The sequence below is a fragment of the Piscicoccus intestinalis NBRC 104926 genome, assembly GCF_001515525.1.
Classification (GTDB): Bacteria; Actinomycetota; Actinomycetes; order Actinomycetales; family Dermatophilaceae; genus Kineosphaera; species Kineosphaera intestinalis.
The window spans coordinates 31,204-50,173 of the sequence record NZ_BCNQ01000023.1 but is presented as its reverse complement, the minus strand read 5'-3'; the positions used below and the strand labels follow the sequence as shown (position 1 = coordinate 50,173).

The 18,970-nt window shown below is 72.0% G+C and carries 19 protein-coding genes; 12 read left to right on the top strand and 7 right to left on the bottom strand.

Annotated elements, in window-relative coordinates:
• On the bottom strand, positions 1 to 379 hold a 379-nt coding region (locus tag PINTE_RS06255; protein ID WP_157087107.1), incomplete at its 3' end, for a hypothetical protein.
• Positions 380 to 681: 302 nt separating this feature from the next.
• Here PINTE_RS06255 and PINTE_RS06250 point away from each other — a divergent pair.
• Complete coding sequence (locus PINTE_RS06250; protein ID WP_068427588.1) at positions 682 to 1,233, top strand: adenine nucleotide alpha-hydrolase family protein; 552 nt, start codon at positions 682 to 684, stop codon at positions 1,231 to 1,233.
• Positions 1,234 to 1,293: 60 nt separating this feature from the next.
• Positions 1,294 to 2,091 carry a carbon-nitrogen hydrolase family protein gene (locus PINTE_RS06245; RefSeq protein ID WP_174523992.1) on the top strand — a complete coding sequence of 266 codons (798 nt, stop codon included), beginning with the start codon at positions 1,294 to 1,296 and terminating at the stop codon, positions 2,089 to 2,091.
• A gap of 36 nt (positions 2,092 to 2,127) precedes the next feature.
• Here the strand turns inward: PINTE_RS06245 and PINTE_RS06240 are convergent, their stop codons facing one another.
• Positions 2,128 to 4,119 carry a S8 family serine peptidase gene (locus PINTE_RS06240; RefSeq protein ID WP_169798469.1) on the bottom strand — a complete coding sequence of 664 codons (1,992 nt, stop codon included), beginning with the start codon at positions 4,117 to 4,119 and terminating at the stop codon, positions 2,128 to 2,130.
• Positions 4,120 to 4,509: 390 nt separating this feature from the next.
• Here PINTE_RS06240 and PINTE_RS06235 point away from each other — a divergent pair, with 390 nt between their 5' ends.
• Together PINTE_RS06235 and PINTE_RS06230 are read left to right on the top strand one after the other, a co-directional pair.
• The gene (locus tag PINTE_RS06235) at positions 4,510 to 5,241 is read left to right on the top strand and encodes an SIR2 family NAD-dependent protein deacylase (RefSeq protein ID WP_068427583.1); all 732 of its coding nucleotides are present in this window, start codon (positions 4,510 to 4,512) and stop codon (positions 5,239 to 5,241) included.
• Between the two features lie 72 nt (positions 5,242 to 5,313).
• Complete coding sequence (locus PINTE_RS06230) at positions 5,314 to 5,778, top strand: SRPBCC family protein (RefSeq protein ID WP_068427600.1); 465 nt, start codon at positions 5,314 to 5,316, stop codon at positions 5,776 to 5,778.
• A 51-nt stretch (positions 5,779 to 5,829) separates the two neighbouring features.
• Here the strand turns inward: PINTE_RS06230 and PINTE_RS06225 are convergent, their stop codons facing one another.
• Positions 5,830 to 9,261, bottom strand: coding sequence for a pyruvate carboxylase (locus tag PINTE_RS06225; RefSeq protein WP_245642826.1), 3,432 nt, complete (start codon positions 9,259 to 9,261; stop codon positions 5,830 to 5,832).
• 88 nt (positions 9,262 to 9,349) lie between these two features.
• Complete coding sequence (locus tag PINTE_RS06220) at positions 9,350 to 10,504, bottom strand: glycerate kinase (RefSeq protein ID WP_084343303.1); 1,155 nt, start codon at positions 10,502 to 10,504, stop codon at positions 9,350 to 9,352.
• Positions 10,505 to 10,780: 276 nt separating this feature from the next.
• Here PINTE_RS06220 and PINTE_RS06215 point away from each other — a divergent pair, with 276 nt between their 5' ends.
• From PINTE_RS06215 to PINTE_RS06190, 6 genes are all read left to right on the top strand, one after another.
• On the top strand, positions 10,781 to 11,995 hold the full coding sequence (locus PINTE_RS06215) for a pyridoxal phosphate-dependent aminotransferase (protein WP_068427579.1): 1,215 nt from the start codon (positions 10,781 to 10,783) through the stop codon (positions 11,993 to 11,995).
• A gap of 1 nt (position 11,996) precedes the next feature.
• Positions 11,997 to 12,992, top strand: coding sequence for a 2-hydroxyacid dehydrogenase (locus tag PINTE_RS06210; RefSeq protein ID WP_068427577.1), 996 nt, complete (start codon positions 11,997 to 11,999; stop codon positions 12,990 to 12,992).
• A 130-nt stretch (positions 12,993 to 13,122) separates the two neighbouring features.
• Complete coding sequence (locus tag PINTE_RS06205; protein WP_068427576.1) at positions 13,123 to 13,305, top strand: hypothetical protein; 183 nt, start codon at positions 13,123 to 13,125, stop codon at positions 13,303 to 13,305.
• The gene (locus tag PINTE_RS06200) at positions 13,302 to 13,748 is read left to right on the top strand and encodes a hypothetical protein (protein ID WP_068427574.1); all 447 of its coding nucleotides are present in this window, start codon (positions 13,302 to 13,304) and stop codon (positions 13,746 to 13,748) included. The genes PINTE_RS06205 and PINTE_RS06200 overlap by 4 nt, the downstream gene beginning before the upstream one ends.
• The gene (locus tag PINTE_RS06195; RefSeq protein WP_068427572.1) at positions 13,745 to 14,047 is read left to right on the top strand and encodes a winged helix-turn-helix domain-containing protein; all 303 of its coding nucleotides are present in this window, start codon (positions 13,745 to 13,747) and stop codon (positions 14,045 to 14,047) included. The genes PINTE_RS06200 and PINTE_RS06195 overlap by 4 nt, the downstream gene beginning before the upstream one ends.
• 58 nt (positions 14,048 to 14,105) lie before the next feature.
• Positions 14,106 to 14,819, top strand: coding sequence for an alpha/beta fold hydrolase (locus PINTE_RS06190; RefSeq protein ID WP_068427570.1), 714 nt, complete (start codon positions 14,106 to 14,108; stop codon positions 14,817 to 14,819).
• A gap of 8 nt (positions 14,820 to 14,827) precedes the next feature.
• On the opposite strand, the gene PINTE_RS06185 is transcribed toward PINTE_RS06190, so the two are convergent.
• Complete coding sequence (locus tag PINTE_RS06185; protein ID WP_245642825.1) at positions 14,828 to 16,045, bottom strand: MFS transporter; 1,218 nt, start codon at positions 16,043 to 16,045, stop codon at positions 14,828 to 14,830.
• Between the two features lie 98 nt (positions 16,046 to 16,143).
• On the opposite strand from PINTE_RS06185, the gene vapB reads away from it, so the two are divergent.
• The gene (vapB, locus tag PINTE_RS06180; protein ID WP_068427597.1) at positions 16,144 to 16,365 is read left to right on the top strand and encodes a type II toxin-antitoxin system VapB family antitoxin; all 222 of its coding nucleotides are present in this window, start codon (positions 16,144 to 16,146) and stop codon (positions 16,363 to 16,365) included.
• Entirely contained in the window at positions 16,362 to 16,769 is a 408-nt protein-coding gene (locus PINTE_RS06175; RefSeq protein ID WP_084343302.1) for a PIN domain nuclease, read from the top strand. The genes vapB and PINTE_RS06175 overlap by 4 nt, the downstream gene beginning before the upstream one ends.
• Before the next feature lie 24 nt (positions 16,770 to 16,793).
• Here PINTE_RS06175 and PINTE_RS06170 read toward each other — a convergent pair whose 3' ends face one another.
• Both PINTE_RS06170 and PINTE_RS06165 read right to left on the bottom strand, forming a co-directional pair.
• Positions 16,794 to 17,534 carry an aspartate/glutamate racemase family protein gene (locus tag PINTE_RS06170; RefSeq protein WP_068427565.1) on the bottom strand — a complete coding sequence of 247 codons (741 nt, stop codon included), beginning with the start codon at positions 17,532 to 17,534 and terminating at the stop codon, positions 16,794 to 16,796.
• Positions 17,534 to 18,937: an NCS1 family transporter gene (locus tag PINTE_RS06165; protein ID WP_068427563.1), complete on the bottom strand. Its 1,404-nt coding sequence runs from the start codon at positions 18,935 to 18,937 to the stop codon at positions 17,534 to 17,536. Before PINTE_RS06165 ends, PINTE_RS06170 begins: the two co-directional genes overlap by 1 nt.
• Between the last annotated feature and the right edge of the window lie 33 nt (positions 18,938 to 18,970).

Below are 18,970 nucleotides of genomic sequence, written 5' to 3'. Positions count from 1 at the left end.
CGGGCTCGGTGCGGGCGGGCTCGGTGCGCACATGCTGGGCGTTCTTGCGCTCGCCCTCGGCGAGGCGGGCGCGGGTCTGCGCGAGCTCGCGCTCCTGCTCGCGCGCCTGCTTCTCGAGGTCGCGGCGCTGCTTGTTGCGGCGAGCGCGGCGACGTGCCGCCGACGCCACCATCCACAGGCCGATGAGGAGGAGGAAGACGGTCAGCGCGCCGGCGAGGAACATCGTCAGCGGCGTGAGGCTGAGGGTGTTGTTGAACAGCTCGACCGTGGCCTCGATGGAGGCGTTCGACGAAGCGACCCAGAAGGCGGCGCCTCCCACGAGCGCGGCGGCGGCGATGAAGATGACGCCGAGTGCGGTCATGTTGACCCTCTCTGCCATGGCCGAGGGCTCCATGTCGCCCGTGTTGTCCGGCCTGTCTGCGCCCGAACAATACCCGGCCGAGCGGCCCTCGACACGGGATGCGGCACGGTCGACTCGCACCGTGACCGGACGGTAACGCGCCGTCCACCTGGCAGGCCCCACCTGGTGAAACGGACGAACCGGCAGCGCGGCGCCCTGCGCCAGAGGCCGGCGACCGAGTCGGTCGTCCGCCCGAGAAGCACACCGTCGCAAGACATCTCGTATCTATTCGCGGCATGTCGGCCGAGCCGCCGCGGCCCGGTCGACGGACACTGGAGGCCATGAGCGCTCAGGGCCTGACAGCGTGGCGGGACGACTTCGGTCCCGCGTTCGCGGCGCCGGACCGCTGCCAGGACGATCCCGTCGCGGCCGATCTCGCCGGGATGGTCGGTCGCGTGCAGGCCACCCTCATCGGGGCCGGTCGGGTCGGGGTCGTCTTCGGCGGCGACCCGCGCTCGGCGCTCCTGCTGACGATCAGCGCCCGGGCTCTCGGCGCTCAGCGGGTGGTGCTCGTGCTCGACCCGACGCAGCGCCCGGCTCCGGCCGCGGACGCCCTCGCGCAGCTGGTCGCCGACGCCCTCGGCCTGCCCGTGCTGCGCACCTGGGGGCCTGCCGGCCACGGCTCGACGCGCCGGGCCCTCGCCGAGCTGCCCATCGACACGATCGCCTATTGCGATGTCGCCGAAGCGCGTTCGGGCGCCCCGATGCACGCCGTTCGGCGGCAGCGCGTCATCTTCCCGTTCGCCGAGGCCGGCCTGAGCCGTTGCGACATCGCCGCGTGCGCGCGGGCGCTCGGGCTGCAGACCGACTCCGCCGACGAGACGGGCACCTGACCTCCACCTGATCGCGCGCCCCCGCGCTCCCCCGCGAGCGCCCGTGGCAGGGTGGTCTGCATGCCCGAGTCGACCGATGACACGCTGCGCGTCGCCGCCTGCCAGATCCTCTCGTCGTCCGACCCGACCGAGAACCTCGAGACGGCGAACGCGGCGATCGCGCGGGCCGCGGACGGCGGCGCCCGCCTCGCGGTGCTGCCGGAAGCCTCGATGGCACACTTCGCGACGCCGCTGGCCGAGGTCGCGCAGCCGCTCGACGGCCCGTTCGCGCAGGGGCTGCGCGAAGCGGCGCGGCGGCACGGGATCACCGTGGTCGCCGGCATGTTCGAGCCCGCACCCGACGGCCGGGTGCACAACACGCTGCTGCTGACCGGACCCGACGGCGAGGCCGTCTACCGCAAGATCCACCTCTACGACGCGTTCGGCTCCAAGGAGTCGGAGACGGTGGCGCCCGGCTCCGAGCTCGTGACGGCGGTCGTCGACGGCGTGCGCGTGGGCCTGGCGACCTGCTACGACGTGCGCTTCGCCGACCAGTTCACCGCGCTGGGGCGGGCGGGGGCGCAGCTCGTCGTGCTCCCCGCCTCCTGGGGCGAGGGCCCCGGCAAGGCGCAGCAGTGGGACCTGCTCGTGCGCGCCCGCGCCATGGACGCCCAGGCGTGGCTACTCGCCTGCGACCAGGCGTGGACGCCGCCGCAGGGCAGCGCCCCGCTCGGCCTGGGCCGCAGCGCCCTCGTCGACCCCACCGGCGGCGTGCGCGCCCGCCTCACGCACGAGCCCGACGTGCTCGTCGCCGACATCGACCTCGGCCTCGTCGAGCGCACCCGCGCCCTCGTGCCCGTCGTGCAACCGGCCGACTGACCGCCTCTTCGGCGCACCGCGCGGCGGGCTGACCGCTCAGCGCACGTACGCGACGGCGTCGAGGGCGACGGTGCCGGAGACCCGCACGAACCGGATCACGTGCCGCCCGTACGGAAACCGCACGGTGGAGACGGTGTTGGCGCCGCTGAGCGCGGTGGCGCTCGTCGACACCCGCGCGTGCCGCGTGCCGTCGACGTAGACGTCGACCGCGCCGTACCCCGGGCCTTTCCCGGCGATGACCGCGACGCCGGCGGCGTAGGTGGCCGGCAGCGTCCACGTCGCGCCGGTGGAGGCGGTCTGCACCAGCGATCCGGAAACGGCCGAGGCGTTGGCGACCGCCCGCCACGTGCCGGTGCGTGAGCCGACGGCCGTCGACATGTCGGCGGGCACCCCGACCGACGTCGGGGTCGACCAGGCGCTGACGATCCCGGCGGCGTCGGTGGCCCGTACCCGGAACTGGTACGCGCGGCCGGCCAGACCCCTCGGCCACATCGAGGTCGCGGTCGTCGAGCTGGTCAGCCCCGTCCAGGGCCCGTAGGAGCGCACGCCCCCGGTGCCCACGTTGATGAGGCGCCACTGCACGGCGTACCGCACGGGTCCGCGGGCGCCGGGGAACGCCGCCCAGGCCAGCCGGGCCTTGCCGGTGGCGACCTTGGCCGGCACCGGCGTCGCGTCGTTGACGGGCGGCCTCGGCAGCGGGGTGCCGGTGGCGAGTGCGACGGCGCGGCCGGCGTCGACCAGCCCGGCTCCGCACCGGTCGCAGTTCACCGGGAACGGCCGCGCCGAGCGCATGAGGAGCGAACGCACCTGCGCGCCGGTCAGTCCGGGACGCGCCGCAGACACGAGCGCCGCGACGCCGGAGACGTGCGGGGCTGCCATCGACGTGCCCATCATGGGGCCGTAGTCGGGGGTCTGCGGGGTCGTCGCGCCCGTGTCGATCGTGGAGATGATCGGGTTGTCGTCGTCTCCCCCGGGCGCGGCGATCGCGTTCGTGCCGACGTAGTTGGAGTACCAGGCCCGGGTGCCGTTGCGGGCGGTCGCGGCGACGTTGAGCACGCCGGTGCAGTTGCCGGGGGCCTCGTAGGTGGCCGAGGAGGAGGAGTTGCCCGCGGCGGTGACGACGAGCGCGCCGCGCTGGGTGGCCGTGGTGATCGCCGACTGCATGGTGACCGGGCACGTCGTCGCGCCCGACAGGGAGACGTTGACGACCCGGGCGGGAGTGGCGTTGGCGGGCACCCCGGAGACCGACGCGCCGCTGGCCCAGGCGATCCCGTCGGCGATGTCCGACAGCGTGCCGCCGCAGTGGCCGATGACCCGCACCGGCTGGATCCGGGCCTTCGGCGCGATCCCCGCGACGCCGATGCCGTTGCCGGAGACGGCGCCGATCGTGCCGGCGACATGCGTGCCGTGCCAGCTGCTCGCGGCGTACGGGGCGGCCTCCGGCCAGCAGTCGGTGTCGGTCTGCTCCCAGTCGCCCTGGTCGGCGGGGTTGTTGTCGCGGCCGTTGCCGTCGCGGGCGGTCAGCGGGTCGCTGATGAAGTCGTACCCGGCCACGACCTGTCCCGCGAGGTCAGGGTGGGCGACGATGCCGGAGTCGACGACTGCGACCGTGACACCGCTGCCCTGGCTGCGCAGCCAGCCGACCGGGGCGTCGATGCCGTAGCGGTACGAGGACAGGTCCCACTGGTAGGGCGCGTACATCGGGTCGTTCGGGGCGGCGGTGAGCCGGAAGCGCAGGTCGGGCTCGGCGTACTCGACGTCGGGGCGGGCCTCGAAGCGCTCGGCGATCGCGGCGGCGTCGCCCGGCTCGCCACCCTGCACGAGGGTGGCGCCGGTGCTCAGGGTGCGCTCGGGCGCCAGGTCGGTGTCCGACGTCGCCGAGACCGCGTCGAGGGCCTTCTCCCGCCCGACCGTGGAGCTCGCGGCGCCCGTGCCCTCCTTGAAGCGCACGATGACGTCGCCCGTCGGTTCGACCTCGGTCTGCTCCGGCCGCTCCGGCTCCTCGGTGGCCGGCTCGGCTGTCGGCACAGACTTGTGTGCAGCTGATGGCGTGGCCGCCGTGGCCGAGGACGGTTGCAGCACCCCCAGCGCCGGCAGGGCGCACGCGAGGGCGACCAACGCGGCGGCCGCACGCCGAGCGGGCGCGAGGTCATCGGTTCGTCCCAGCCGTCCAGTCGCCATGCGGCACCTCCGTTGCGCGGCCGCGATGCGCCCCCCGGGGTCGGCGGCGGTAGGCCATGGACCCTCAATCGCCCGGCGGCGCGTGTCGTTGAGTGCCGCCGGCCTGCGATTCCCCGCCGGAGCCGGCCGCGCGGCCGGCTCCCCGCACGCGGGCGCGCCCGATAGATGCAGGACGTCCGGCCCGTTTTCGCCGATGTGCTGTGCAGAGCCGGCCCCGCGTCCCTGAGAATCGGTGACATGACGCCGACGCTGGCCGAGGTGGCCCCCCGCAACCGCTACCGCAAGGTGGTGGCGCTCACCGGGGCCGGGATCAGCGCGGCGGCCGGCCTGGCGACCTTCCGCGGCATCGGCGGCCTGTGGACGGCCCGCCCCGACCTGGCGACGGCGATGGAGTCGTCGCTGCTGCCGGGAAACCTGCCGGTGTTGTGGGACGTGTGGGGCGGCATCCGCCGGCAGGCGATCGCCGCCGGCCCCTCGCCCGCGCACCTGGCGTTGGCGCGCGCGCAGGTGCAGATCATCACCCAGAACGTCGACGGCCTGCACCAGGATGCCGGCTCCCGCGACGTGCTCGAGCTGCACGGGTCGGCCGCGCGCGACGTGTGCATCGAACCCGGGTGCTACTACGTCGGCGACATCGACTTCACCGACGAGCCGGAGCCGGGCCACATCCCGGCGTGCCCCGCGTGCGGCGGCCGGTTGCGGCCCGACGTCGTGCTGTTCGGCGAGCCCCTCGACCCGGACGTCTGGGAGGCCTCGGAGCGGGCGGTCCGCGAGGCCGACCTCGTGCTGGCGATCGGCACGTCGGCGTTCGTCACCCCGGCCCGCTGGCTCATCCCGATCGCCCGCCGCGCCGGGGCCCTGTGCGTCAACGTCAACCTCGACGACGACACCCCCTACGAGGACGACTTCGACGCCCACGTCGTCGGCGACTGCCAGAAGACCGTCCCGCACTGGCTCACCGACGACTGACCACCCGAACCGGTCCGGCGGCCAGTGTCATTCCGGTGGCGCGCGGGCGCCTCGGCCACCAGGCTGGGCGTCATGAGCGACGACAAGAAGATCACCGTCTCCCGGACCATCGACGCCTCCGCGGCCGACATCTTCACCGTGCTGTCGAACCCGCAGCGGCACGCCGAGCTGGACGGCTCGGGTTTCATCGTGTCCGACGACAAGACCGACCGGATCACCGCCACCGGCCAGGTCTTCACGATGAACATGGAGGGCGACCACATGGGCGGGGAGTACAAGACCGACAACCACGTCGTCGGCTACGACGAGAACAAGCTGCTCGCGTGGAAGACCGCCCCCGCCGGCACCGAGCCGCCCGGCTGGCAGTGGGTGTGGGAGCTCAAGCCGCAGGACGCCGACAGCACCGACGTCAGCCTGACCTACGACTGGTCGGCGGTCACCGACAAGGACCTGCTCAAGAAGGTCAGCTTCCCGCTGGTCTCGGAGTCGGAGTTGGAGGACAGCCTCGGCCGCCTCGCCGCCGCGGTGTCGAGCTGACCTAGCCCCCGGGCAGGGTCAGCCGCCGCTGACGATCACCGCGCCGCCCGTCTAGTTCGCGTGGCCCTCCGCGGGGGCGATGACCACCACGAGGTCGCCGCCCTCGAGCTGGCCGGTGTCGGCGATCACGACGCGCTCGACGACGCCGGCCACCGGGGTGGTGATCGAGGCCTCCATCTTCATCGCCTCGATCGTCGCCACGGCCTGCCCGGCGGCCACCTCCTCGCCCTCAGAGACGGTCACCGTGACCGCTCCGGCGAACGGGGCCCCGACGTGCCCCGGCCGGCCGGGATCGGCCTTCTCCAGATCCGCGACGTCGGCGGCGATCGAGGTGTCACGCACCTGCATCGGCCGCAGCTGACCGTTGATGACACACATCACTGTGCGATATCCGCGGTCGTCGGCCCGCCCGACCGCCTCGAGGCCGAGCAGCAGCACCTTGCCCTCCTCGAGCCGCACCTCGTGCTCGTCGCCGGGGCGCAGCCCGTAGAAGAAGTCGATCGACGAGAGCACCGACAGGTTGCCGTAGGCCGACGACGTGGCGAGGAAGTCGCGCGTCGGCCCGGGAAACAGCAACTCGTTCAGGGTGGCCCGGCGATCGGTGGCCAGTCCGTGCCGCTGCGCGTCGTCGAGCTGCGCCGCGGGCGCCTTGACCGTGCGGCCCTTCAGAGCCCGGCTGCGGAACGGTTCGGGCCAGCCGCCCGGCGGGTCGCCGAGCTCGCCGGAGAGAAAGCCGACGACGGAGTCGGGCACGTCGTACTTCTGCGGGTTGGCCTCGAAGTCATCCGGGTCGGCGCCCACCGCCACGAGGTGCAGCGCGAGGTCACCGACGACCTTGCTGCTGGGGGTCACCTTGACGAGCCGCCCCAGGATCCGGTCGGCCGCGGCGTACATGTCCTCGATCTGCTCGAACTTCTCCCCCAGCCCCAGCGCGGTCGCCTGCTGGCGCAGGTTGCTCAACTGGCCGCCGGGGATCTCGTGGCGGTAGACCCGGCCGGTCGGCGCGGGCAGGCCGGACTCGAACGGCGCGTAGACCCGCCGCACCGCCTCCCAGTAGGGCTCCAGGGAGCAGACGGCGTCCAACGACAGGCCGGTGTCGCGCGCCGAGTGGTCGGTGGCGGCGACCAGCGAGCTCAGCGCCACCTGCGAGGTCGTGCCGGCCAGCGCCGCGCACGCCGCATCGACGGCGTCGACCCCGGCGTCGATCGCCGCGGTCAGCGTGGCCAGCTGCCCCCCGGCCGTGTCGTGGGTGTGCAGATGCACCGGCAGGTCGAAGCGCTCCCGCAGGGCGCTGACCAGGGTTCGGGCGGCGGGAGCCCGCAGCAGACCGGCCATGTCCTTGATCGCGATGATGTGGGCACCGGCCTGCACGATCGACTCGGCGAGGCGCAGGTAGTAGTCCAGGGTGTACAGCGATTCGCGCGGGTCGCACAGGTCGCCGGTGTAGCACAGCGCCACCTCGGCCACCGCGGAGCCGGTGGAGCGCACCGCCTCGATCGCCGGGCGCATCTGCTCGACGTCGTTGAGGGCGTCGAAGATCCGGAACACGTCGATGCCGGTGGCCGCGGCCTCGGCGACGAATGCGTCGGTGACCTCGGTCGGGTACGGGGTGTAGCCGACGGTGTTGCGCCCGCGAAGGAGCATCTGCAGGCAGATGTTCGGCACCGCCTCCCGGAGCCGTGCCAGCCGCTCCCAGGGGTCCTCGGACAGAAAGCGCAGGGCGACGTCGTAGGTCGCGCCGCCCCAGGCCTCCAGCGACCACAGCTGCGGGGTGAGCCGGGCGACGTGACCGGCCACGCCGAGCAGGTCGTACGTGCGCACCCGCGTGGCGAGCAGCGATTGGTGGGCGTCACGGAACGTCGTATCGGTGACCGCGACGACGTTCTGCTCGCGCAGCCGGCGCGCGAAGCCCTCGGGCCCGTGCGAGCGCAACAACTGCCGGCTGCCGTCCGGAGGCGGTGTCGAACGGTCGATCGACGGCAGCTTGGTGCGCGGCTCGAGCGCGACCGGGGCGTCGCCGTGCGGCCGGTTCACCGAGGTCTCCGCCAGATAGGTGAGCAGCTTGGTGCCGCGGTCGGCCGAGCCGCGCGCGGTCAGCAGGTGCGGGTGGCGCTCGATGAAGGAGGTGTCGAGGCGGCCCGCGCGAAAGTCGGGCTCGTCGAGCAGAGCCTGCAGGAACGGGATGTTGGTGCTCACGCCGCGGATGCGGAACTCCGCGACGGCCCGCGCGGCCCGGGCCACGGCCGCCTGGTGATCGCGGCCCCGGCAGGTCAGCTTGGCCAACAGGGAGTCGAAGTGCGGGCTGATCGTCGCACCGGCGAACGTCGTGCCGCCGTCGACCCGCACCCCCGCGCCGCCCGGGGAGCGGTAAGTGGAGATCTTGCCGGTGTCGGGGCGAAACCCGTTCGCCGGGTCTTCGGTGGTGATCCGGCACTGCAGGGCGGCGCCGCGCAACCGCACAGAGTCCTGTGACAGCCCGAGGTCGGCGAGGGTGGCCCCGCCGGCGATCCGCATCTGGGACTGCACGAGGTCGACGTCCGTGACCTCCTCGGTGACCGTGTGCTCCACCTGGATCCGCGGGTTCATCTCGATGAAGTGATGCCGCCCGGCCGTGTCGACGAGAAACTCGACGGTGCCGGCGTTGGCGTAGCCGATCTCGCGGGCGAAGCGCACCGCGTCGGCGCAGATCGCCTCGCGCACGTGCGGATCCAGGTTGGGTGCGGGCGCGATCTCGACGACCTTCTGGTGTCGGCGCTGCACCGAGCAGTCCCGCTCGAAGAGGTGCATGACCTCTCCGCTGCCGTCGGCCAGGATCTGCACCTCGATGTGGCGCGGGTCGACGACCGCCCGCTCGATGAAGACCGTCCCGTCGCCGAAGGCGCCCTCGGCCTCTCGCATGCAGGCCTCGACCGCCTCCCGCAACTGCCCGGGCTCGTCGACCCGGCGCATGCCGCGCCCGCCCCCGCCCGCGACGGCCTTGACGAACACCGGGAACTCCAGCCCCTGCGCCGACTCCACGAGCGCGGCCGCGTCGCGGGTGGGCGGCACGCCCTGCAGGGTCGGCACGCCCGCGGCCTTGGCGGCCGCGATCGCGCGCGACTTGTCGCCGGTCAGCGAGAGCACCTGGGAGCTGGGACCGATGAACGTGATGCCCTCGCGCTCGCAGGCCTCGGCGAGCAGCGGGTTCTCGGAGAGGAATCCGTAGCCGGGATAGACGGCGTCGGCGCCCGCCTCCTTGGCGGCCGCGACGATGAGTTCGGGATCGAGGTAGGCGCGCACGGGATGGCCGCGCTCCCCGATCTCGTAGCTCTCGTCGGCCTTGAGCCGGTGCTCGCTGCCCCGGTCTTCGTAGGGAAAGATCGCGACGCTGCGCGAGCCGAGCTCGTAGGCGGCGCGGAAGGCGCGGATCGCGATCTCGCCGCGGTTGGCGACGAGGATCTTGGCGAACGGGGGCAGCCCGGGGTCGATGCCGAGGGTAGTCACTCCCGGAGGATACCGCCGACGCCGCCGAACGGCGCTGTCGCCGGCGGGCCCGGGCCACGGGTACCGGCGCTCCCGCCGATCCCGGCGCTCAGGCGGGATGCTCGCGACCGACCTTCTCGGCAAGGTCGACGAGCAGCCGCCCGGCATCGCTCATGCAGACGGCTGGGTCGGGTTCGAGGTCGGTGAGCGCGTAGACGTGCTCGATGCCGGAGTCGGCGGCCTGCTCCTGGGTGAGCAGCGCCCGGCCGCAGACGGCGACCACGGGCACGCCGGCGGCGCGCGCGGCGGAGGCGACGCCCGCGGGCGCCTTGCCGAGCGGCGTCTGCTCGTCGAGCGAGCCCTCGCCGGTGATGACGAGCGAGGCGCCTGGCAGCATCTGTTCGAAGCCGGTCAGCTCGAGCAGCAGCTCGATGCCGGGGCGCATGTCGGCGTCGAGCACGGCGAGCGCGGCGTATCCGACGCCCCCGGCGGCACCGGCTCCGGGCCGGCCGGTGTCGTCGCGACCGGTGGCCGCCGTGACGGCCGACGAGAACCGCGTCAACGCGGCCTCCAGCTGCTCGCGCTTCGCCTCGTCGGCGCCCTTCTGCGGGCCGAAGATCGCGACCGCGCCGCGCTCGCCGAGCAGCGGGTTGTTGACGTCGCTGGCCAGCGTGAGGTCGACCTCGCTCAGCCGCGGGTGCAGGCCGGACAGGTCGAGGGTGTGCAGGTCGGCGAGCGGCCCGCCGCCAGCAGGCAGGTCGTCGCCCCGGGCGTCGAGGAGCCGTGCCCCGAGGGCCTGCAGCATGCCGGCACCGCCGTCGTTGGAGGCACTGCCGCCGACCCCGAAGACGATGCGGTCGACGCCGGCGTCGAGGGCCGCGGCGAGCACCTGCCCGGCCCCGCGGCTGGAGGCGGTCAGCGGCGCCAGCTCACCGCCGGGCAGCCGCACGAGGCCGCAGGCGTCGGCCATCTCGACGACGGCGACCCCGTCGAGCACCGCGTAGGCCGTCTCGACGGGTTCACCGGTGGGGCCGTCGACGGTCACCGGCACGCGCTCGTAGCCCGCCGACAGGGCGGCGTCCAGGGTGCCGTCTCCGCCGTCGGCCACGACGACCGTCTCCACGCCGCGGTCCGGGTCGGCGCGGCGCAGGCCGTCGGCGATGCACGCCAGCACCTGACCGGCGGTCAGGGAGCCCTTGAACTTGTCACACGCCACCACCACATGGCCCGGGCCGCCCTCGCTGCGTGTTCCGGCTTCCGTCATTGTCGCCACCTCCGGCAATCGACCTCGTCGTCCGCCTCAGCCTAGGGTGCGGCGCGGTCGGTCGGGTACGGGCGGACGACGTTGGTGCGCCCGCCTGCGGACGGCCGTCGTCACGTGGCGAGGCTGACTCGTTTCAGCGGGTCTACCAGCGGGAACCGATCCGTTCAACGTCTCCCGTAACCCCGGGTCGCCCACCTAGGCTGACCGCGCGAGGCGACGGCCGCGCCACCCCGGACCTAGGCACCGCGCCGGCCGGGGATATCGAAAGGAGCCTGTATGGCACTAGCGCACCGACTGGATCGACTCGGCACGGAGACGGCGTTCGCCGTCTCGGCGGCCGCCGCGGCATGGGCCGCGCAGGGGCACCGGGTCTATCCGTTCCACCTCGGCGACATCGACCTCGCAACGCCGCGGGTCATCACCGAGGCGGCGGCCAAGGCGATCGCCGACGGCTACACCGGCTACTGCCCCGGACCGGGCATCATGCCACTTCGCGAGGCACTCGCCGACGACACGAACGAGCGTCGCGGCACGGCCTACACCCCCGAGAACGTCGTCGTGCAGCCCGGCGGCAAGCCGGTCATCACGAAGTTCCTCCAGGCGGTCATGAACGAGGGCACCCAGGTGCTCTACCCCAACCCCGGCTTCCCGATCTACGAGTCGCAGATCGAGTACCTCGGCGGGGAGGCGGTGCCGTACGGCTATGTGCCCACCGACTCCGGCTTCGCGATCGACCTCGACCGGGTGCGTTCGCTGATCACCGACCGCACGAGCGCGATCATCTACAACGACCTGCAGAACCCGATCTCGGCGGAATCGACCGCCGCGGAGCGAGAGGCGATCGCGCAGCTGGCGATCGAGCACGACCTGTGGGTGCTCTCCGACGAGGCGTACTTCGAGACCCGCTATTCGGGTGTGAGCTCGAGCATCGCGTCGCTGCCGGGGATGGCGCAGCGCACCGTCATCCTCTACACGTTCAGCAAGAAGTTCGCGATGACGGGCTGGCGTCTGGGGGCCGGAATCGCCCCGGCCGAGGTGGCCCAGGTCATGGGCACGATGAACACGAACAACGAGTCGTGCACGACGCACTTCATCCAGCACGCGGGCGCCGCCGGGTTGCGCGGTGACCAAAGTGAGGTGCAGCAGATCCTGCAGACGCTCAAGGGTCGCCGCGACGCTGCGGTCGATGTGCTCGAGACGATCTCAGGGGTGCAGATCGCCCGGCCGGAATCCACGTTCTACCTGTTCCCCGATGTCACGCAGGCGATGGCGGCCCGGGGCATCGAGGAGGTCAACGACTTCGCGACCCAGGCGCTGCACGCCACCGGCGTGTCGTTCTGCACCCGCAAGCACTTCGGCCGGCCCCAGCCGGGCGAGGAGCGCCAGTACGTACGGTTCGCCTACTCGGGGCTGCCGGCTGACGACATCACCGAGGGTCTGACCAAGCTCAAGGCGTGGATCGAGACCGGCGAGACGGAAGGGCAGGCCTGACATGGCGCGGATCGTCATCACCAACCGCATTCCCACCGAAGGCGTCGAGTTGCTCAAGGCCGAGCACGACGTGTGGATGTGGGACGAGGAGGAGACCATCTCCCGCGAGGAGTGCCTGCGGCGCATCGCGGGCGCCGACGCGGTGCTCACGCTGCTCACCGAGAAGGTCGACGACGAGTTCCTCGACGCCGCGGGCGAGCAGCTCAAGGTCGTCGCGAACGTGGCGGTGGGCTTCAACAACATCGATGTGGCAGCCTGCGACGCGCGCTCGATCGTCGCGACGAACACCCCGAAGGTGCTCACCGAGACCACCGCCGACACCGCCTTCGGGCTCATGCTCATGGTGACGAGGCGGTTCGGCGAGGGCGAGCGGATCATCCGTTCGCAGACCCCGTGGCAGTGGGGAATGTTCTATCTGCTTGGTACAGGCCTGCAGGGCAAGACGCTGGGCATCGTCGGAGCCGGGCAGATCGGGGTCGCGATGGCCCGGCGCGCCAAGGCGTTCGGCATGAACGTCGTCTACTGCGACGCCTACGAGATGGACCCGCAGGTCGCGGCCGAGCTGGGCGCGCAGCGCCTGGAGACCGACGAGCTGCTGGCCAGTGCCGATGTCGTCTCGCTGCACTGCCCGCTCATCCCGGCCGGGCAGGAGGGTTCGACGTACCACCTCATCGACGCCGACGCGCTGGCGCGGATGAAGCCGACGGCGTTCGTGGTGAACTCGGCTCGCGGGCCGATCATCGACGAGGAGGCGCTCGTCGAGGCGCTGCGCGCGGGCCAGATCGCCGGAGCCGGTCTCGACGTCTTCGAGAACGAGCCGACGGTGCACCCCGGGTTGCTCGAACTCGACAACGTCGTGCTGCTGCCGCACCTGGGCTCGGCGACCGTCGAGACCCGTACGGCGATGGCCGAGCTGGCGGCGAACAACGCCCTCGCGCTGCTGCGCGGTGAGGAGGCCATCACCCCGGTGACCCAGGCGCGGCGCATCCGCGGCTGACGCGCCTCGGGCGGCCCCACCCGGGTTCGACCGGGTGGGGCCGCCCCGCGGGCCATGAGTCCGTTCAGCAAGTACTTCCCAATATAGAAAGTACTTGTTAGGGTTAAGGCACATCCCCGAAGGAGACGCCATGACCCCCACCCGCGCCTGGATCGGCCCCGCCCTCGGCATCGCGGCGATGACCGCGCTGTTCGTCATGGGCCTGCTCAACCACACCCCCGGCCTGATGGTGGTCGCGGCGAGCACGGCCGCCGCGCTGGTGGGCGTCGGCGCATCGCTGCACCTGGCGAGCCGGCGGGAGCCCACGCGATGACCGAGCAGCCGGCCGAGCCGATCGACGCGGCGCGGGCGCGCGAGCTCCTCGACGAGGCGGGCCGGCTGGGTTCGGCCGCCCGCGCGGGCGCGAGCTGGCCGCAGATCGCCTGCCTCCTGGGACTGGGCGGGGTGTCGACGATGTTCGTCGTCGCGACCTACCTCGTCGTGCTCTACGACGAGCACCTCATCTGGTTCCCGATGATCGCGATGGGCGTGTGGCTCGCCATCCTGCTCACCGTGATGGTCGTGTTCACGCGGGCCAGCAAGGCGGGCTTCGGCCGGCGCTGGAGCCAGGCGATCGGCGCCTGGGGCATCACCTGGGTGGTCACGATCCTCGGTTCGACGATGTGGTGGAGGGGCCAACTGTGGTTCGCGGTCGCGGCCTGCCTCGCGCTCACGGCGGTCAGCACCTGGGGGGCGTGGCGAGAGGCCCGGCGGTGACCGCCTCCGAACACCCCCGTCACCACCTCAACGACCTGCTCACCCACCCGGTGCGGTTCTCGCTCGCCGCCGCCCTCGCGGCCACCGACGAGATCGAGTTCGCGGCGGTGCGTGACCACCTGCAGGTCAGCGACTCCGTGCTGAGTCGGCAGGCGTCGGCGCTCGAGGAGGCCGGGATCGTGCGCATCCGCAAGGGCTACGTCGGCAAGCGCCCGCGCACCTGGCTGTCGCTGACTGCCGACGGCCGCACCGCCTGGAACGCTCACCTCGTCGCGTTGCGCGGGATCGCCGGAGCCTGAGCCGCCGCGTTCGGCCGAGCGCCGGACCGCCGCCGCGGCGAGATGCTTTCATCGGAGCATGCACCGGGACGAGCCACCAGCCACGTCGGCCGCGAGCGGCCGGCCCGCCGAGGGACCCGCCCCGGCGCAGTACGTCACCTTCCTGCACGGAGTCGGCGGCTCACCGCTGTCGTGGGAAGAGCAGGTCAGCAAGCTGCCGGCGCAGCTACCGGCCCGCGCACCCTGGCTGCGCGGCATGCGCCCCGGCAGCCACGAGGAGTTCTCGCTGGCGGCCGCCGCTGCGGACATCCGCCTGTCCCTCAAGCTCGACGGCGTCAACGAGGGCGCGATCGTGGGCCATTCGCTCGGCGCGATGGTGGCGCTGCAGTGCGCGATCGACGACCCCGAATCGGTCTCCCACCTGGTGCTCGTCGCCGGTCAGGCGCGGCCGTCGACGGCGATGCTGCGCACCCAGCGCTTCATGCTGCGGTTCATGCCGGCGCGCCGACTCGCCGCCCAGGGCGTCAGCAAGGAGCGGCTCATGGAGGCGCTGCGCAACGGCGATCAGTTCGAGGGCGCGGGCTCCCTCGATCAGGTCGCCTGCCCGACGCTCGTGGTCTGCGGCGCCCGCGACACCGCGAATGTACCGGCGAGTCGATACATCGCCGAGAGCGTCCCCGGGGCCCGGCTCGAACTCGTCGACGGAGCCGGTCACGACGTCATGCACGAGGCGACCGCCGCGTTCAACGCCTTGCTCTACGACTTCCTCGGCTACCCGCTCGACCAGCGCTGACGCACCGGTCAATCCGCGCGGCGACCGAAGGTGAGCTTCTCGGTGCCGGCGAGCACGAGCACGACGCACGTCATCCAGACCGCAGCGCCGGGGCCGAACGGTCGGGCCACGAGGCCGGCGAGCAGCGGAAAACCGACCTGGCCGACGCGATTGCCCATGAGGCGCACCGCGAGCGCCTGCGAGCGCCACCCCACCGGCACCGCCGTCGAGACCAGCGTCATGGTCAGCGGCTGACCGATGCCGAGGAAGAAGCCGCCGACGGCGAGAAAGGCCCCGGCGACCAGCAGGTTGTCCAGCAGCAGCGGCGGCACCGCCAGGGCCAGACCGGACACCAGCAGGCTCGCGATGACCAGTCCCCGGCGCGACCAGCGCCGCGACATCCAGGGCAGCAGCACGCGCGACAGGATGCCGGCGGCCGCGCGGACGGCGAGCAGCGCCCCGACGACGGCCGGCGCGACGCCTGCCCGCTCCCCGACGATCGGCAGGAACGCCGTGAGGATGTCGACCATCGCGAGCAGGCCCATCGACGCGAACATGTGCGAGGCGACGCCGGGAATCCGCAACACGTCACCTATCGAGGCTCGATCCGGTGCGTGCGGAGCCGCCTCAGCGGGTCGGGCGCTGCGGGCGTGACTGCCGCGTCGACGCACCCGAAACAGCAAGGGCACGGCGAGGAGCGGCACGAGGGCGCCCACCCACAGCGCGCGGTCGACGTCGGCGAGCCGTTCGGCGGAGGCCGTCACGGCACCGGCTCCGACGAGCGCACCGCCGAGCAACGGGCCGGCGGCCTGCCCGACCGAGTAGGCGGCGGTGAACCAGCCGAACCCGAGATCGAGGTCGGCGTCGCTGGAGTACCGGGCGATCATCGCCTGACCGCAGATCGTGAAGAGCAGGTGGGCGAGCCCGAGCAGGGCGGAGCCGATGGTGATGACAGCGACGTTCGGCGCGAGGGCCACGATCCCCCCGGCCAGCGCGAGCAGGGCGGCGGAGGCCATGACGAGCTGCCGCAGCCAGGGGGTGCCGTCGGTGAGCCGCCCGAGTCGCAGGGCCACGATCAGCGGCAACACCGCGTAGGCGGCGGTGACGAAACCCGTCGTCGTGGCACCGGCTCCCAGGGCGAGCAACTTGTACGTCGTCACCGGGCGCACGAGGTTGAGCCCGCCCTGCACGAGCACCGCGGCGAGGATCAAGCCCCACAGCCAGGCGCGGGAACGAGAAGAACTCACCACCGCACCCTATGCAGTGCGCGCCCGGCGCGACGGCGCTGCCGACCAGCCTCAGGCGTCGCGCGACCTACGCTATCCTGAGATATCAGGGGGTGCTCGTGGCTGATCTACTGATTCGCAACATTCCGGCAGATGATCTGGACCTGATCGACGAACAGGCGCGCCAACTGGGTTTGTCCCGAACCGAGTACTTGCGACGCCGGTTACACCAGATCGCCCACGGCGGGCAAGGCACTGTCACGGTGGCCGATTTCCAGAGGTTGGCGGACTTGCTTCCAGATCTGACGGATCCACAGGTCATGGATGACGCCTGGTCATGACGGCCTGGCTGATCGACAAGTCCGCACTGACACGACTCGGCGCCTCGGTGGAGGCACAGGAATGGGTTACCCGGATCAATCGCGGCCTGGTCGCCATCTCAACGGTCACGTTGCTCGAAGTCGGCTATTCGGCACGATCGTCAATCGAGCTGTCCGCGGCACTCGGTAACCCTCCGATCAGCGACATGCCTGTCGAATACCTCGCACCGGCGATCGAGGATCGTGCCATCGAGGTTCAGCGTTTGCTCGCGCAGCGAGGTCATCATCGCGCTCCGTCGGTCGCGGATCTGTTGATCGCTGCCACCGCCGAAGGAACCGGGCGAACGGTCCTGCACGTCGACAAGGACTTCGAACTGATCGCCGGAATCACCGGTCAGCCCTGCGAACGCCTGCTCCTGCCCTGATCGGCGCTCGGCGCCGCGCCCGACTCAGTGGCGCGGCGGCTGCGCGTGCAACGGCCAGCCGCGCATCGCCTTGGGCCGGGCGGGGGCGTAGGTGCGCAGCTTGCTCGTGGTCAGCCCCAACCCGACGAGCGATTCGGCGAGTTTGACTGCGGCGGCGACGCCGTCGATGACGGGCGCGCCTCCGGTGGCGTCGCGGACCGCCTCCTGCAGGCCGGCCATGCCGCCGCAGCCGAGCACGATGACCTCAGCGCGATCCTCCTCGACGGCCCGGCGCGCCTCGCCCGCGATGACCGACACTGTGCGCTCCGGTGACTCCTCGAGCTCGAGCACCGACAGCCCGCTGGCCCGCACCGAGGCGCAGCGCGTGTGCAACCCGGCCAACAGCAACCGGTCCTCGATGAGCGGCACCGTGCGATCCAACGTCGTGACCACCGAATACCGGTGTCCGAGAAGGCAGGCCACGTGCGCCGCGGCCTCGGTGATGTCGACGACCGGCACGTCCAGCAGCTCCTGCAGGCCCTCGCGGCCGTGCTCCCCGAAGCCGGCCTGGATGACCGCGTCGTACGGGCCCTCGTAGGCGAGCACCCGGTCCATCACCGCCACCGCGGCGAGGTAGCTCTCGACGTTGCCCTCGACCGAGTCGGCGCCGACGAACGGTGTCAGCTCGACGATCTCGGTGCCCGGCGCCGCGACCGCGCGGGCCGCCGACCCGATCGCGGCGGTCATCGACTCCGTGGTGTTGACGTTGACGACGAGGATGCGCATCAGCCCAGGCTCCCAGGCGCAGAGGGCGCCTCGGCTACCGACTCACGATCGTCGGGGACGAACCGACGGCATGCGGGCCACGCGCGCATGAGTGCGACGTAGGTGAGACCGGCCGGCAGCAGGCTCGCGTACCACCCGACGGCGGGCACGGCGAACGCCACGACGACCCCGACGAGCGTGGCCACCAGCGCCGCGGGATTGACTCCGCGATAAGGCCCCTCGGCGTCGTACAGCGCCCCGAGGTCGAGCGTGCGGCGACGCACGACGTAGTAGTCCGCGACGAGCACGGCGAAGATCGGGCCGAGGAACGCCGAGTACGTCTGCACGAACAACTGCAACCCGGCCGCCGACTCGTCGCGCACGAGCAGCCAGGGGAACGTCGCGAACGCGAGCAGCCCGACGAGCACGGCGGCGGCGCGGAACGGCATCCGGAAGACGTCCATGAGCACGTAGGTCGGCGGCACGACGTTGTTCAGCACGTTGGTCGTCACCTGCGCGAACGCGATGAACAGCAACGTGACGACCATGAGCACGGTGTTGTCGACGGCGTTGGCGAACACCTCGATCGGGTCGACCACCCCGGTGGCGCCGGAGACCATGAGTCCGATGAGGCCCATGAACACGGTCACCGGCAGGATCGACATCGCGTAGATGGTGACGAGCAGCCCGGAGCCGGTGCCGCGGGTGTGTTCGCGGGAGTAGTCGCTGACATTGAGCATCATCGTGGCGTAGATGCCGAGGAAGAGCATTGTGGCGTTCCAGAACGGCACGCCCCAGCTGCCCTCGGTGGCCACCAGCGACTCGTTGATCTGCGCGCCGTAGCGGTCGATGACGCTGAAGAACATGTAGATCAGCGCCGCGAGAATGAACGCGGCGCCGATGTTCTCCAGCCACTTGATGCCGTGGAAGCCGAAGACGGACAGTGCGATCTGGAGCAGCTGGAAGCCGATGAAGAAGGCGACGAGGTTGTCGAACCCGAAGAGCGTGGCGCTGACCTGGTTGAGGGCCGCGGCCCCGATCCAGCTCTGGAAGCCGTACCAGACGAGCGCCGGCACCGCCCGGATGAGGCCTGGGATGCGGGTGCCGGCGAACCCGTAGGCGCTGCGGGCCTGCACCATGAACGGGATGCCGTAGCGGTACCCCGCCGCGCCGTTGACCGCGAGGCCGATGCCGATGACGAAGCAGCCGATGGCCATGGCGAGCACCGATTGGGTGAGGTTCAGCGTGCCGACGAGGCTCGAGCCCATCGTGAACGTGCCGATCGAGACGCACCCGCCGAGCCACGCGAGGAAGTAGCTGACCCGGCCCATGATCCGGGCCTGCTGTGGCGCCAGGCTCTCCTGCCCCACTGCCTTGTCGGTGACGACGCCCGCAGAGGCATCGGAGTCGGGTCGCGCGGCCATGAGCCACCTCCGCTCGCTCGGTCGGCCCGGCAG

Excerpts from the sequence above, each read along its gene's own strand:
- PINTE_RS06250 (WP_068427588.1), top strand. The coding sequence starts at position 682 with ATGAGCGCTCAGGGCCTGACAGCGTGGCGGGACGACTTCGGTCCCGCG.
- PINTE_RS06245 (WP_174523992.1), top strand. The coding sequence starts at position 1,294 with ATGCCCGAGTCGACCGATGACACGCTGCGCGTCGCCGCCTGCCAGATC.
- PINTE_RS06235 (WP_068427583.1), top strand. The coding sequence starts at position 4,510 with ATGACGCCGACGCTGGCCGAGGTGGCCCCCCGCAACCGCTACCGCAAG.
- PINTE_RS06230 (WP_068427600.1), top strand. The coding sequence starts at position 5,314 with ATGAGCGACGACAAGAAGATCACCGTCTCCCGGACCATCGACGCCTCC.
- PINTE_RS06220 (WP_084343303.1), bottom strand. The coding sequence starts at position 10,504 with ATGACGGAAGCCGGAACACGCAGCGAGGGCGGCCCGGGCCATGTGGTG.
- PINTE_RS06215 (WP_068427579.1), top strand. The coding sequence starts at position 10,781 with ATGGCACTAGCGCACCGACTGGATCGACTCGGCACGGAGACGGCGTTC.
- PINTE_RS06210 (WP_068427577.1), top strand. The coding sequence starts at position 11,997 with ATGGCGCGGATCGTCATCACCAACCGCATTCCCACCGAAGGCGTCGAG.
- PINTE_RS06205 (WP_068427576.1), top strand. The coding sequence starts at position 13,123 with ATGACCCCCACCCGCGCCTGGATCGGCCCCGCCCTCGGCATCGCGGCG.
- PINTE_RS06200 (WP_068427574.1), top strand. The coding sequence starts at position 13,302 with ATGACCGAGCAGCCGGCCGAGCCGATCGACGCGGCGCGGGCGCGCGAG.
- PINTE_RS06190 (WP_068427570.1), top strand. The coding sequence starts at position 14,106 with ATGCACCGGGACGAGCCACCAGCCACGTCGGCCGCGAGCGGCCGGCCC.
- PINTE_RS06175 (WP_084343302.1), top strand. The coding sequence starts at position 16,362 with ATGACGGCCTGGCTGATCGACAAGTCCGCACTGACACGACTCGGCGCC.
- PINTE_RS06170 (WP_068427565.1), bottom strand. The coding sequence starts at position 17,534 with ATGCGCATCCTCGTCGTCAACGTCAACACCACGGAGTCGATGACCGCC.
- PINTE_RS06165 (WP_068427563.1), bottom strand. The coding sequence starts at position 18,937 with ATGGCCGCGCGACCCGACTCCGATGCCTCTGCGGGCGTCGTCACCGAC.